General features: G+C 65.7%; 8 protein-coding genes and 2 pseudogenes. 9 read left to right on the top strand and 1 reads right to left on the bottom strand.

Features of this window, described 5'->3' with window-relative positions; all coding sequences use genetic code 11:
- The first annotated feature begins 47 nt into the window (after positions 1-47).
- From gap to ALVIN_RS01550, 8 genes and pseudogenes are all read left to right on the top strand, one after another.
- Positions 48-1,049, top strand: coding sequence for a type I glyceraldehyde-3-phosphate dehydrogenase (gene gap, locus ALVIN_RS01580; RefSeq protein WP_012969554.1), 1,002 nt, complete (start codon positions 48-50; stop codon positions 1,047-1,049).
- 120 nt (positions 1,050-1,169) lie between these two features.
- Positions 1,170-2,351 (top strand): phosphoglycerate kinase, encoded by a 1,182-nt coding sequence (locus ALVIN_RS01575; protein ID WP_012969553.1) that lies wholly within the window; start codon positions 1,170-1,172, stop codon positions 2,349-2,351.
- Between the two features lie 106 nt (positions 2,352-2,457).
- On the top strand, positions 2,458-3,900 hold the full coding sequence (pyk, locus tag ALVIN_RS01570) for a pyruvate kinase (RefSeq protein WP_012969552.1): 1,443 nt from the start codon (positions 2,458-2,460) through the stop codon (positions 3,898-3,900).
- Positions 3,901-3,968: 68 nt separating this feature from the next.
- Complete coding sequence (gene fba / locus ALVIN_RS01565; RefSeq protein WP_012969551.1) at positions 3,969-5,033, top strand: class II fructose-bisphosphate aldolase; 1,065 nt, start codon at positions 3,969-3,971, stop codon at positions 5,031-5,033.
- 154 nt (positions 5,034-5,187) lie between these two features.
- Positions 5,188-5,847: pseudogene (locus tag ALVIN_RS18270) on the top strand (CHASE domain-containing protein); the annotation flags it as partial.
- Between the two features lie 210 nt (positions 5,848-6,057).
- Positions 6,058-6,783: pseudogene (locus ALVIN_RS18265) on the top strand (sensor histidine kinase); the annotation flags it as partial.
- The gene (locus tag ALVIN_RS01555; protein WP_012969549.1) at positions 6,780-7,211 is read left to right on the top strand and encodes a response regulator; all 432 of its coding nucleotides are present in this window, start codon (positions 6,780-6,782) and stop codon (positions 7,209-7,211) included. The pseudogene ALVIN_RS18265 and the gene ALVIN_RS01555, both read left to right, overlap by 4 nt.
- A gap of 4 nt (positions 7,212-7,215) precedes the next feature.
- On the top strand, positions 7,216-10,425 hold the full coding sequence (locus ALVIN_RS01550; RefSeq protein WP_012969548.1) for an EAL domain-containing protein: 3,210 nt from the start codon (positions 7,216-7,218) through the stop codon (positions 10,423-10,425).
- A gap of 10 nt (positions 10,426-10,435) precedes the next feature.
- On the opposite strand, the gene ALVIN_RS01545 is transcribed toward ALVIN_RS01550, so the two are convergent.
- Positions 10,436-11,737: a sensor domain-containing diguanylate cyclase gene (locus tag ALVIN_RS01545; protein WP_012969547.1), complete on the bottom strand. Its 1,302-nt coding sequence runs from the start codon at positions 11,735-11,737 to the stop codon at positions 10,436-10,438.
- A 107-nt stretch (positions 11,738-11,844) separates the two neighbouring features.
- Between ALVIN_RS01545 and ALVIN_RS01540 the strand changes: the two genes are divergently transcribed.
- Complete coding sequence (locus tag ALVIN_RS01540) at positions 11,845-15,240, top strand: transglutaminase family protein (protein WP_012969546.1); 3,396 nt, start codon at positions 11,845-11,847, stop codon at positions 15,238-15,240.
- The last annotated feature ends 7 nt before the right edge of the window (positions 15,241-15,247 follow it).

Genomic DNA, 15,247 nt, shown 5'->3' with positions numbered 1-15,247 from the left:
AAAATCGCTATTCGTTTTCAATCCAGCACTGAACGGAGCTTTAACGCATGACAATCAAGGTTGGCATCAATGGGTTTGGCCGTATCGGCCGCATGGCCTTCCGTGCGATCGCCAAGGATTTCCCCGGCATCGAGGTCGTGGCCATCAACGATCTGCTCGACCCGGACTATCTGGCCTACATGCTCAAGTACGACTCGGTCCACGGTAACTTCAAGGGCGACATCGCGGTCGACGGCCACACCATGATCGTCAACGGCAAGCCCATCCGCCTGACGGCCGAGAAGGATCCGGCCAACCTCAAGTGGGGCGAAGTCGGGGTCGATCTGGTCATCGAGTCGACCGGTTTCTTCCTCACCGAGGAAGCCTGCCAGAAACACATCGATGCCGGCGCCAAGAAGGTGGTGCAGAGCGCGCCCTCCAAGGACGCCACCCCGATGTTCGTCTATGGCGTCAACCACAGGGAATACACCGGTCAGGCCATCGTCTCGGCGGCCTCCTGCACCACCAACTGTCTGGCGCCGGTCGCGAAGATTCTGCACGACAACTGGGGCATCAAGCGCGGTCTGATGACCACGGTCCACGCCGCCACCGCGACCCAGAAGACGGTCGACGGCCCTTCGATGAAGGACTGGCGCGGCGGTCGCGGCATCCTGGAGAACATCATCCCCTCCTCCACCGGCGCGGCCAAGGCCGTCGGCAAGGTGCTGCCCGAGTTGAACGGCAAGCTCACCGGCATGGCCTTCCGCGTGCCGACCTCCGACGTCTCGGTCGTCGACCTGACGATCGAGCTGTCAAAGGAAGCCAAGTACGACGAGATCTGTGCCGCCATGAAGGCCGCCTCCACGTCGGGTGATCTGGCCGGCGTCCTGGCCTACACCGACGAGAAGGTGGTCTCGACCGATTTCCGTGGCTGCCCCTATCCGTCGATCTTCGACGCCGAGGCCGGCATCGCCCTGGACGGCACCTTCATCAAGGTCGTGACCTGGTACGACAACGAGTACGGCTATACCTGCAACATGCTGCGTCTGGTCGAGTACGTCGCGAAGTAAGCGACTGTGGCTCCCACGCTGGAGCGTGGGAGCCAGAGGCGTTAGAGCCATGCGCCAAGCCCCCGGGCTTTGCGGATCGCTTTGACATCACAATTCGAAACTCACGAGGAGACACGACTCATGTCCTTCATCAAGCTCACCGACCTGGATCTGGCCGGCAAGCGGGTGCTGATCCGCTCGGATCTGAACGTCCCGGTCAAGAACGGCCAGGTCACGTCCGATGCGCGCATCACCGCCTCGATGCCGACCTTCGAGCACTGTCTCAAGGCCGGCGCCAAGGTCATGGTCATGTCGCATCTGGGCCGCCCCGAGGAAGGCGTGTTCTCCGAGGCCGACTCGCTCCAGCCGGTTGCCGAGGCGCTAGCCGCCAAGCTGGGCCGCGATATCCGACTGATCCGCGACTATCTGGACACCCCGCCGACGGTCGCCGACGGCGAGCTGGTGCTGCTGGAGAACGTGCGCTTCAACAAGGGCGAGGGCAAGGACAACGAAGACCTGTCCAAGCAGTACGCCGCCCTGTGCGACGTCTTCGTGATGGACGCCTTCGGCACCGCGCACCGCGCCCAGGCCTCGACCCATGGCGCCGGCAAGTTCGCCCCGGTCGCCTGCGCCGGTCTGCTGCTGGCCGAGGAACTGGACGCGCTCCAGAAAGCACTGGCCAACCCGGCACGCCCCATGGTCGCCATCGTCGGCGGTTCCAAGGTCTCGACCAAGCTCACGGTGCTCGAATCGCTCTCCGAGAAGGTCGATCAGCTCGTGGTCGGCGGCGGCATCGCCAACACTTTCCTGGCGGCGGCCGGCTTCCCGGTCGGCAAGTCGCTGTGCGAGGAAGACCTGATCCCGACCGCCAAGGCGCTGATGGAGAAGATGACCGCGCGCGGTGCGTCCATCCCGATCGCCACCGATGTGGTCTGCGGCAAGCAGTTCAACGAGAACGAGCCGGCCGTCACCAAGGCCGCGTCCGAGGTCGCCGAGGATGACATGATCTTCGACATCGGCCCGGATTCGGCGCAAGCCTTGGCCGACATCATCGCCAAGGCCGGCACCATCGTCTGGAACGGCCCGGTCGGCGTGTTCGAGTTCGATCAGTTCGGCGAAGGCACCAGGACCGTGTCCATGGCCATCGCCCAAGCGGCGGGCTTCAGTCTGGCCGGCGGCGGCGACACCATCGCCGCGATCCAGAAATACGACATCTACGATCAGGTCTCCTACATCTCGACCGCCGGCGGCGCTTTCCTCGAATATCTGGAAGGCAAGACCCTGCCGGCCGTGGCCATGCTCGAAGCACGGGCGAAGGACTGAGCCGGCGTCGCGGCAACATGGGCGTCCGGTCGTTCACGCCTGAAACCGGCTGACGACCGAACGCTAAAACCCCTGAATGCTGGACGCACGAGACGCGACTACAACCATGCCAAGACGCACCAAGATCGTTGCAACCCTGGGGCCGGCGACCGATCCGGTCTCGGTCACGGACGAGATCCTCGCCGCCGGCGTGGACGTCGTTCGCCTCAATCTCTCGCACGACACCCATGACCGCCACCGCGAACGCGCCGCGCGCATTCGCGAGCGCGCGCTGGCCGCCGGTCAGGAGATCGCGGTCCTGATGGATCTGCAGGGTCCCAAGATCCGCATCGGCAAATTCACCGACGGCAAGATCCAACTGGCTCGGGGTGACCGTTTCGCCATCGACACCCACTGTCCGATCGACGCCGGCGACCGGACGCGCGTGGGCACCACCTATGTCGAGCTGGCCAATGACGTGCGCCACGGCGATACATTACTGCTCGACGACGGCGCGATCGAGCTCTGGGTCGACGCGGTCGTCGACGGTCGCATCGCGTGTCAGGTCGTCACCGGCGGCACGCTCTCCAACAACAAGGGTATCAACAAGAAGGGCGGCGGACTCTCGGCCCCGGCCCTGACCGACAAGGACAAGGACGACATCCGCTTCGCCGCCGAGATCGACGCCGACTATCTGGCTGTCTCCTTCGTGCGCAACGGCGACGACGTGCGTCTGGCACGCGAGCTGTTCTATGAGGCCGGCGGGCGCGGCGGTATCGTCGCCAAGATCGAGCGCGCCGAGTCGCTCAAAGGCATCGACGACATCATCAACGCCGCCGATGCCATCATGGTCGCGCGCGGCGACCTGGGTGTGGAGATCGGTGACGCTGAACTGCCGGCGGTCCAGAAACGCCTCATCAGCCGCGCGCGCGAACTCAACAGCGTCGTCATCACCGCCACGCAGATGATGCAGTCGATGATCGAGAGTCCGATCCCGACCCGCGCCGAGGTCTTCGATGTGGCCAACGCCGTGCTCGACGGCACCGACGCCGTGATGCTCTCGGCCGAAAGCTCCATCGGCAAGAACCCGGCCAAGGTGGTCGAGGCGCTCGATCGCATCTGTCTGGAGGCCGAGAAGAGCGCCACCCGCTCGGGCCATCGGCTCGATTCGGTGTTCGGCCGTGTCGACGAGGCCATCGCCATGGCGGCCATGTATACCGCCAACCATCTGGGTGTGAAGGCGATCGCCGCACTCACCGAGACCGGCTCGACGGTCAAGTGGATGTCGCGCATCAGCTCGGGCATCCCCATCTACGGCCTGACACGCTCGGTGCCGACTCAGCGCAAGGTGCGGCTGTTCCGGGGCGTCTATCCGGTGGCCTTCGATGTGGCCAGCACCGACATGCACGAGGTCAACCGCGAGGTGATCGAGGAGCTGCTGCGCCATGGCACGGTGCAGCACGGCGATCTGGTCATCATCACCAAGGGCGACCGCTCGGGTGTCGAGGGCCAGACCAACATCATGAAGATCATGCGCGTCGGCGAGCACCGGCTCCTGAACGAGGATTGATGGACGGAACGCTCGACTGAATCCTGCCCGACAACGACTTCTCCAACCACAGAAAACGAGGACGACTCATGGCCCTGATCTCAATGCGCCAGATGCTGGACCACGCCGCCGAACACGGCTACGGCGTGCCGGCCTTCAACGTCAACAACCTGGAGCAGATGCGCGCCATCATGGAAGCCGCCGACGAGACCGACTCCCCGGTCATCGTCCAGGCGTCCGCCGGTGCGCGCAAGTACGCCGGTGCGCCCTTCCTGCGTCACCTGATCCTGGCCGCCATCGAAGAGTGGCCGCACATCCCGGTCTGCATGCACCAGGACCACGGCACTTCGCCCGCCGTCTGCCAGCGCTCGATCCAGCTCGGCTTCAGCTCGGTCATGATGGACGGTTCGCTGGGCGAGGACGGCAAGACTCCGACCAGCTACGAGTACAACATCGAGGTCACGCGGCGCGTGGTCGAGATGGCGCATGCCTGCGGCGTTTCCGTCGAGGGCGAGCTGGGCTGTCTGGGTTCGCTCGAAACCGGACAGGCCGGCGAGGAAGACGGCATCGGCGCCGAGGGCACGCTGGATCACAGCCAGCTCCTGACCGATCCCAATGAAGCCGCCGACTTCGTCAAGAAGACCGGCGTCGACGCGCTCGCCATCGCCATCGGCACCTCGCACGGCGCCTACAAGTTCACCCGTCCGCCCACAGGCGACATCCTGGCCATCGAGCGCATCAAGGAGATCCACACCCGCATCCCGACCGTGCATCTGGTCATGCACGGCTCCTCCTCGGTGCCGCAGGAGTGGCTCAAGATCATCAACGAGCACGGCGGCGACATGGGCGAGACCTATGGCGTGCCGGTCGAGGAGATCGTCGAGGGCATCAAGCACGGCGTGCGCAAGGTCAACATCGACACCGATCTGCGCATGGCCTCCACCGGCGCCATCCGCAAGAGCCTGCACGACGACCGCAAGAACTTCGACCCGCGCAAGTATTTCACCGCCGCCACCAAGGCGATGAAGGACATCTGCAAGGCGCGTTACGAAGCCTTCGGCACCGCCGGCAACGCCAGCAAGATCAAGGTGATCTCGCTCGAAGGCATGACCGCGCGCTATGCAAAGGGCGAACTCGATCCTCGGGTCAACTGACGTTCTGGGCGGCACGAGACCGCCCAGTTCATCACAGGGCGCCTGCGGGCGCCCTGTTTGCGAGCAGACACATCGGAGCGGAGCGGGACTGGAGGCCGGGGGCCGGTTTCGGGTTTAATCACGACTCCGACATCGAACATCCCGGACCCCCTTCATGCAGGCGCGTTCGAGCCGATCCACTCCATCCAGACGCTCTTGGTTCCTGGCCGGGTTGGTGCTGCTCCTGGTACTGGCCACGGTTCAGTTCATCGAGCGGCTCGCGCGCGAGCGCGACCTGGAGCAGGAGCGGCTGGGCCTCATCACCGAACTCGCCGCCCTAGGGGCGCACATCGAGGGCGTCATCAATGCCCATCTGCTGCTGGTGCATGGTCTGACGGCCGTCATCTCGGCGCACCCGGACATCGGCCAAGCCGAGTTCAGTCGTATCGCCCATGGACTGGTCGACGAGCGCCACGCCTTGCGCAACATCGCCGGCGCACCGGATCTGGTCGTCTCGCTGCTCTATCCGTTGCCCGGTAACGAAAGCGTCATCGGACTGGATTATCTTCGTCACCCGATCCAGGGACCGGCGGCGCTGAAAGCCCTGGACAGCGGACAGTCGGTGCTGGCCGGTCCCCTGCCGCTGATCCAGGGCGGCATGGGTTTCCTGCTGCGCGACCCGGTCTTCGTCACGTCCGCGACGCCTGACGCGCCCAGGCGTGCCTGGGGGCTGGTCACGGCCGTGATCGAGATGGACCGACTCTATCGTCAGACCGGTCTGCCGGAGGTCTTGCCCAGGCTGCGGCTGGCGCTTCAGGCGATCGACGGCACAGAGGCCGGGGGAGCCGTCTTCTTCGGCGATCCCGCGACCCTGGCTCAGGAGCCGGTATCGATCGTCATCGAGATCCCCGGCGGTGTCTGGCGCCTGTCGGCCGTGCCACGGTCCGGTTGGCACAACGCGATCCACAGCCACGTGCCCATACAACTCCTGGGGTTACTGGTCGCCCTGGCGGCAGCCGCCATGACCTATCTGCTGGTACATGCCAACGAGATCCTGGAGGCGCGCGTTGCGGCGCGCACCGCCGAGCTGGCAACTATCAACAAGGAGCTGGAAACCTTCACTTATTCTGTCTCGCACGACCTCAAGGCGCCGCTGCGCGGCATCGACGGCTACAGCCGGCTGCTGTTGGAAGACCATCGGGATCGGCTCGACGAGGAAGGTCAGCTTTTTCTCAACAACGTGCGCCAGGGCGTGGCGCAGATGGGCCAGCTGATTGAGGATCTGCTCGACTATTCGCGCATGGAGCGGCGCGAACTGCACGGCGTGCAGATCGATCTGGAGCCGATGGTGGAGCGTCTGATCCGCGAACTCCAGGACGACATCCAGGCCAGCGGCGCGCGCCTGGAGGTCGATCTCGGCGGATTGAGCGTGCACGCCGACCCGGACGGCCTGCTGCTGGTGCTGCGCAATCTGCTCGACAACGCGCTCAAGTTCCACCGTCCGGGCGAGCCGCCTGTCATCAGCCTCCGCGCCCAAGCGACCGAGACGACCGTTCGGCTCGACATCCAGGACCAGGGCATCGGCTTCGACATGCGCTTCCATGACCGCATCTTCGAGATCTTCCAGCGCCTGCAACGCGCCGAAGACTTTCCAGGCACGGGTGTCGGACTGGCCATGGTGCGCAAGGCCATGCAGCGCATGGGGGGACGCATCCACGCCGAGAGCCGGCCGGGGCACGGGACCACCTTCCATCTGGAGCTGCCACGATGATCGATACCACGGGGGCGCGCCCCATACTGCTGGTGGAGGACAATCCGATGGACCTGGATCTGACCCTGCGCGCCTTTCGCCGGCGCAAGCTGGCCAACCCCATCGAGGTCGCGCGCGATGGCCAGGAGGCGCTGGACTGGATTCCGCGCTGGGCGGCCGGCGCGCCGACGCCCCTGGTCGTGCTGCTCGACCTCAAGCTGCCCTGTCTGGACGGTCTGGAGGTGTTGCGCCAGTTTCGCGCCGATCCGGTCAGCGAGCATCTGCCGGTGGTGGTACTCACCTCCTCCAGCGAGGATCGGGACATCCAGGCCGCCTACCGTCTGGGCGCCAATTCGTATATCGTCAAGCCGGTGGACTTCGAGAAATTCACCGAGGTAGCGGCCCAGATCGAACTGTACTGGTGTCTGCTCAACCATCCAGCGAGGTGAGTGAATGCGCGTCCTGCACGTCGAAGACAATCCAGCCGACGCCGATCTGACCCGGCGGCGGCTGGCGCGTCGCGCGCCCGACATCGAACTGGATCAGGTCGACCGCCAGTCGGACGCACTGGAGCGCCTGCCCGTTCCCGGACGCTACGACTTGGCGCTGCTGGATCTGCGCCTGCCCGACGGTTCCGGACTGGATCTGCTGGCCTGGATCCGCGAACGGCGTCTGCCGCTGGCCGTGGTGGTGCTCACCGGCTCGGGCGATCAGGATGCGGCCATCGCCGCGCTCCAGGCCGGGGCCGACGACTATCTGACCAAGGGTGAGCGCGCCTTCGAGCGTCTGCCGACGACCCTGCGCGACGCCTGGCGCCGCTTCCGTCTGGCCCAGACCCGTCAGGCCCGCCCACTGCGCGTGCTCTATGCCGAGCACACCCCCGCCGACATCGACCTGACCCGGCGCCATCTGGCACGCTATGCGCCCCACATCCGGCTGACGGTGGTCGACGACGCCGAGCAGATCCTGAAGCGACTGCCGACCGACCCGCTGACACCGACGGCCTTCGATCTGCTGCTGCTGGACTATCGTCTGCCGGGACTCGATGCCCTGGAGACCGTCAAGGTGCTGCGCGCCGAACGCGGGCTGGACATCCCGATCGTCATGGTCTCGGGTCAGGGCAGCGAGGAGGTGGCCGCGCGCGCCATGCATCTGGGCGTCAACGACTACCTTTCCAAACACCCCGGCTATCTGCACCAGCTCCCGGCCACACTGGAGAAGGCCTGGAGCCTGACCCAACTGGAGCGTGAGCGCGCCAATCTGCGCGCCGCCTCCGAGCGGCTGGCTCTGGCGCTGGCCACCAGCCCGGTGATCCTCTACAGCCGCCGGCTCGGTCCGGACGAGCGTCCGTTGACCTGGATCAGCGAGAACATCGCGCGTCTGCTCGGCTACAGTCCGACGCTGGCGCTCCAACCCGGCTGGTGGAATTCGCGGCTGCACCCGGAGGATCGGGAGGCGGCACTCGACTGGCTGCGCGAGCTGGACCGGGGCGGCGCGATGGTGCACGCCTATCGCCTCATCGATGCCCAGGGACGGGTGCGCTGGATCCAGGACGAGGTGACGCTCCTGGAGACCGATGGCGGCACGACCCACGAGGCCACGGGTGCCTGGCACGACATCACCGCGACCAAGACGGGCGAGCAGATGCGCGAGACGCGCCTGGCGGTGCTCGACGCGCTGATCGACAAGCACTCGCTCACCGACATCCTCGGTGAGATCGCCACGCGCCTGGAGCGCATGGAACCGGACATGCGGGTCAGCATCCAGATCGGCAGCGATGGCCCCCACCTGCCCGCCGAAAGAACGGTTCCCGAACGTCCGGCGGACTGGGTCGCGCCCTTCAAGGATGGTGCCGGACAGATGCTCGGCCGTCTGTTTGTCCATTATGTCGAGCCGCGCGCTCCGACGCCGACCGAGCGCGAACTCATCGATGAATGCGCCTGCATCGCCGGCCTGGCCGTCACGCGGGTACGGGCAGACACCCGGCTGCGTCAGGCCGCGACCGTGTTCGAGAGCACTCGCGAGGGTGTCATCATCACAGATCTGGAGGGGCGCATCCTCGACGTCAACCGCGCCTTCACCGAGATCAGCGGCTACAGCGAACCCGAGGTGCTGGGCCGCAATCCCAGCCTCCTGCGCTCCAACCGCCAGGATCACGCGTTCTATCAGGCCATGTGGCACAGCCTCAAGACGACCGGGCACTGGCAGGGCGAGATCTGGAACCGACGCAAGAGCGGCGAACTCTATCCGCAGATCCTCACCATCAACACGGTCGCCGACAGTCAGGGCCGGCCGAGTCACTATGTCGGCGTCATGACCGACATCAGCCAGCTCAAGCAGTCCGAGGCACGGCTCGAACATCTGGTCCACTACGACCCTCTGACCAATCTGCCCAATCGCCGTCTGGTTCAGTCGCGTCTGGAACACGCCCTGGAACGCGCCGACCGCCAGGGCGGACGGGTCGCGGTGCTCTTCGTGGATCTGGATCGCTTCAAGACCGTCAACGACAGTCTGGGGCATCCGAGCGGCGATGTGCTGCTGGAACTGCTTGCGCGGCGGCTGAGCGAGCGGGTGCGCGAGGACGACACCCTCGCCCGGCTCGGCGGCGACGAGTTCCTGGTGCTGCTGGAGAACCTCCAGCGTCCGGAGGATGCCGCCGCGGTCGCCGAATCCCTCCTGAGCCTGCTGCAACAGCCCTTCCATCTCCCCAACGGCCAGGAACTCTATGTCGGCGCCAGCATCGGCATCAGCCTCTACCCGGACGACGGACACACGGTGACGGATCTCATCCAGCATGCCGATGTCGCCATGTACCAGGCCAAGGAGGAAGGGCGCAACACCTACCGTTTCTACACCCCGAGTCTCACCCAGACCGCCCGCGAGCGCCTGGGGCTGGAGGCGCGTCTGCACCGGGCGCTCGCCAGCGAGGAGTTCGTGCTGCACTATCAGGCGCAGATCGACATGCGCGACGGGCGTCTGATCGGCTGCGAGGCCCTGGTGCGCTGGCACTCGGCCACCGAGGGCTTGGTGGCTCCCGACCGCTTCATTCCGCTGGCCGAGGAGACCGGCCTGATCGTGCCGCTGGGCGAATGGGTGCTGCGTCAGGCCTGTGCCGATTGCCAGTCCTGGCGCGCGCGCGGACTGACGGATCTGACAGTCGCCGTCAACCTCTCGGGCCGGCAACTGCGCAGTCCGGATCTGGTCGAGCGCGTCACCCGGGTTCTGCGCGAGACCGGCCTGCCGGCCGAACGGCTCAAGCTGGAGCTGACCGAGAGCATGATCATGGACCAGCGCGAGCAGGCACTGGAGCGTCTTCGCGCGCTCAAGGCGCTCGGTGTGCGGCTGTCGATCGACGACTTCGGCACCGGCTATTCCTCGCTGGCTTATCTCAAGCGCCTGCCGATCGACGAGCTCAAGATCGATCGCGACTTCGTGCGCGACATCCCGGAGGATTCGAGCGACATGGAGATCGCGGCCACCATCATCGCCATGGCCCGTAATCTGAGGCTCAACGTCATCGCCGAGGGTGTCGAGACGCCGGAGCAATGCGATTTCCTGATCCGTCAGGGGTGCACGGCCGGTCAGGGCTATCTGTTCGGGCGTCCGTTGCCGGCCGAGGCGTTCGCGCAGGTGATGCGTGCGTGCGGGACGACGGCGTGCTGATCGTCCGTCCTCAGGGTGCCAGATACACCCGGTTGCGCCCACTGTGCTTGGCGGCGTAGAGCGCGCTGTCGGCGGCCTTGGTGAGCGCCGCGAGACCGGCTTTCTCCGGATTCAGCTCGGCGACCCCGATACTGGCCGTGAACCCCAGCCACCGGCCATCGTGCAGCTTCAGCGGCGTGGCCGCGAGTCGCATCCTGAACCTGTCCATGAGCACATGGCTCTGCTCCAGCGTCGCGCCCGGCAGCAGGACGGCGAACTCCTCGCCGCCGAGCCGCCCGATGACGTCGCTCTCGCGAAAGGAGGTGCGTAGCAGTCCCGCCAGATGGATGAGCGCCTGATCGCCGACCGCATGGCCATGGGTATCGTTGATGCGCTTGAAGAAATCGATGTCGATCATGGCCAGCGAGAGTTCCTGCCCATCGCGCAAGGCACCGGCCAGACGCCCCTGGGCCTGCTCCGAAAAACCTCGGCGGTTGAGCACACCGGTCAGCGGGTCGGTGGTCGCCAGCTCGCGCAGGACCAGCTCCTCGGCTTTCTGCACGGTGATGTCGTGCTCGATGGCGGCGAAATGCGTCACCTCGCCCCTGGCATTGCGCAGCGGCACGATCTTGAGTTCGACCCAGTATTCCTGGCCGCCCTTGGTGTAGTTGAGGATCTGCTCGCGGATCGGAGCGCGATCGATGAGTGCCTGACGGATGCGCGCACGGGCCTCTGGATCGGTGTGTTCGCCCTGCAGGATGCGCGGCGACTGTCCGATGACCTCCTCGGGCGTATAGCCGGTGAGATCGGTGAAGGCATCGTTGACATAGAGGATGCGCGGTCCCTGCCCGACCACGGGATCGGCTTCGGTCACGACCACCGGATCGCTGGCATAGGCGACGATCTGCTCGAACGGGATGTCCCGCTTCTCGCCGGTGATGTCGATGAAGCTCACCACGACCTTGGCGATGATTCCATTTTGGTCGCGTTCGGGATAGGCATTGGCCAGCACCCAGGTGATGTCTGCGGAGCGGCCATCGACGACCCCGATGATCTGATTGGTCACGGCCTCGTTGCGCGCCAGGACACGATTGACCGGATATTGCTCCACCGGCAGCAGGCGCTTGTGTTCGTCGAGGAAACGCCACTCGGGATCCAGCGCCGCCTTGCCCAGGGCCTGGGTGGCGGACAGACGCAGCAGTTCCAGCGCGCGCGGATTGGCATAGAGGATCTCGGTCCCCGGACCATGCACGACGACACCTGCATGCAGCGAGTTCAGCAGGGCGCTGGCGTCGATCGCCTCGTAGGGCATGACGGTGTCTGTGGTTTCCATGGACCTCCTCTGAATCTGTGGAGCGCGCGTATGCGCCGAGGCAAGACAGGCGCGGCATTTTGTGGGATCGTAAGCTCAAACGCCACGTCTTACGGGAAGCACACCTGATGTCTATCCTGGTCGCCCTGAACCACAAGACCGAGTACCGCTTCGACCGCTCTGTCGGACTCTCGCCCCATGTGGTGCGGCTGCGTCCGGCGCCCCATTGCCGCACCCCGATCCGAGCGTATTCGCTCAAGGTCGAACCCGAAGGACACTTCATCAACTGGCAGCAGGATGCCTTCGGCAACTATCTGGCCCGGTTGGTCTTCCCCGAGAAGACGCGGCGGCTGTCGATCGAGGTCGATGTGATCGCCGAGATGATCACCATCAACCCCTTCGATTTCTTCCTGGAGGAGTCGGCCTATCACTATCCGTTCGAGTATGCGCCCGATCTGCGCAAGGAGCTGGCGCCCTATCTGGAGATCACCGATGACGGCCCGCTGTTGCGCGAGTGGCTGGCGGGCGTCGACCGCACCAAACGCGAGACGGTCTATTTCCTGGTCGACCTCAACCAGAGGTTGCAACAGGACATCGGCTATGTGATTCGGATGGAGCCGGGCGTGCAGAGCTGCGAGGAAACGCTCGAAAAACGGCTCGGTTCCTGCCGCGACACCGGCTGGCTGCTGGTGCAGATCCTGCGTCATCTGGGGCTGGCGGCGCGCTTCGTCTCCGGCTATCTGGTGCAGTTGACGGCGGACGTCAAAGCACTCGACGGTCCATCGGGGCCGGAGCAGGACTTCACCGACCTGCATGCCTGGGCCGAGGTCTATGTGCCGGGCGCGGGCTGGATCGGACTGGACCCGACCTCTGGGCTGTTCGCCGGCGAGGGGCATATCCCGCTCGCCTGCTCGCCCGCCCCGCGCGGGGCCGCACCGATCGAGGGCGCGACCGACAAATGCGAAGTCGAGTTCTATTTCCACAACCAGATCGAGCGTATCCACGAAGACCCGCGCGTCACCAAGCCCTATACCGAGGAACAATGGACGGCGATCGAGGCGCTTGGCCATCAGGTCGACGCCGAACTGCGGACCAATGACGTGCGGCTCACCATGGGCGGCGAGCCGACCTTCGTCTCGATCGACGACATGGACGGGGAAGAATGGAATACGGCCGCGCTCGGCCCGACCAAGAAGGTGCTCGCCGAGGATCTGCTGCGCCGGCTCCACGCGCGTTTTGCGCCCGGTGGCTTGCTGCATCTCGGTCAGGGCAAGTGGTATCCGGGCGAGCAACTGCCGCGCTGGGCGCTGTCCTGCTTCTGGCGCAAGGACGGCGAACCTGTATGGCGCGATACGGCGCTGTTCGGGCACGAGGACGGCGACTACGGCCATGGCCCGGCCGAGGCCGAGCACTTCATCCGCACCCTTGCCCGGCATCTGGGCGTCGACCCGGACCATGCCGCGCCGGCCCACGAGGACGCCTGGTATTACCTGTGGCGCGAGGCGCGGCTGCCGGTCAACGTCGATCCGCTCGACAACAAGCTCAAAGACCCCAATGAACGCCAACGCATCGCCCGGCTGTTCGATCAGGGCTTGAACCGCGTGGCCGGCTTCGTGCTGCCGCTGCGCTGGTGGGGACTCGGGATCGAAGGGGGCTGGAAGAGCGGACGCTGGACCTTCCGCGACGGGCGGCTGTTCCTGATCCCGGGCGACTCGCCGATGGGACTGCGACTGCCGCTCGACGCCCTGCCCCATGTCCCGGATGGCGATCAGGAACCGCTACTGGAGCGCAACCCATTCGAGCCGGTTGCCCCCCTGCGCTCGCCCTATGACGAAGTGGCGCGCCGCTACAGCCGCCTGGTCGAACCGGCCCGGACGCCCCAGACGCTGCGTGAGCAGGGTGTCCAGCCGCGCGATCTCGCGGCGCGTTACGGCCGTCTCGCTCCGCGCGACGAGGCCCATCAGGACGTGCGTCCGCAGACAGCACCCAGCGACACCCCACACCCGGATCTGATCCGCACCGCGCTCTGCATCGAACCGCGCTTGGGCCGCCTCTACTGCTTCATGCCGCCCGTGACGCATCTGGAACACTGGCTGGATCTGGTCATGTGCATCGAGGACACGGCCGCCGAACTCGGACTGCCGATCATCATCGAGGGCTATGAGCCGCCGCGCGATCCGCGTCTGCAAAAGCTCGCCGTCACTCCGGACCCCGGCGTCATCGAGGTCAACATCCATCCGGCCGAGAGCTGGGACCAACTGGTCTCGGATACGCAGATCCTCTACGAAGAAGCACGGCTCGCGCGCCTCGGCACCGAGAAGTTCATGCTCGACGGCCGTCACACCGGCACCGGCGGCGGCAACCATGTCACGCTCGGCGGCCCGACCCCGGCCGACAGTCCGCTGTTGCGCAAGCCGGATCTGGTGCAGAGCCTCATCACCTACTGGCAGCATCATCCGAGCCTGTCCTATCTGTTCTCGGGGCTGTTCATCGGCCCGACCAGTCAGGCCCCACGGGTCGACGAGGCGCGCGATGACCGGCTCTATGAACTGGACATCGCCTTCCAGCAGATGCCGCCCGGCGAGGTGCCTCAGCCCTGGATCGTCGATCGGGTACTGCGCAACCTGCTGACCGATGTGACGGGTAACACCCATCGCACCGAGTTCTGCATCGACAAGCTCTATTCGCCCGACAGTGCCTCAGGGCGTCAGGGATTGCTGGAGTTCCGGGGCTTCGAGATGCCGCCGCATCATCGGATGAGTCTGGCGCAGATGCTGTTGCTGCGCACCCTGGTCGCGCGCTTCTGGAAGGAACCCTATCGGCGCCAACCCATCCGCTGGGGCACCGAGCTGCACGACCGCTTCCTGCTGCCGCATTTCGTGCGTCAGGATTTCACCGATGTCATCTGTGACATGCGCCGCGCCGGGTATCCGATCGAGCTGGACTGGTTCGAGCCCTTCTTCGAGTTCCGCTTCCCGCACTATGGCGATCTGATCACCGACAACGGGATCGACATGGAACTGCGCGCGGCCATCGAACCCTGGCACGTGCTCGGCGAGGAAGTCACGGCCCAGGGTACGGCGCGCTTCGTCGACAGCTCGGTGGAGCGGATGCAGGTCAAGGTGAACGGGATGGTCGGCGATCGGCACGTCCTGGTCTGCAACGGACGGCGCGTGCCGCTGCGCCCGACCGGACGCCGTGCCGAATTCGTCGCCGGCATCCGCTTCAAGGCCTGGAGTCCGCCGTCCGGTCTGCATCCGACCATCCCGGCGCACAATCCGCTGGTGTTCGAGATCGTCGATCTCTGGAACCGGCGCAGTCTCGGCGGCTGTACCTATTACGTCGCTCATCCGGGCGGACGCAGTGAGTCGAGCTTCCCGGTCAACAGCTATGAGGCCGAGAGCCGGCGCATCGCGCGTTTCCGCGTCATGGGGCACACCCCAGGCGAGATCGACCCGCCGCCCGAGGAACCGGCCGGCGAGCATCCCTATACCCTGGATCTGCGCTATCGACCCGGATGCTGATTCAGCC

The organism is Allochromatium vinosum DSM 180, from assembly GCF_000025485.1.
In the GTDB taxonomy this organism is placed as follows: domain Bacteria; phylum Pseudomonadota; class Gammaproteobacteria; order Chromatiales; family Chromatiaceae; genus Thermochromatium; species Thermochromatium vinosum.
This window is presented reverse-complemented; position numbering and strand designations above follow the sequence as displayed.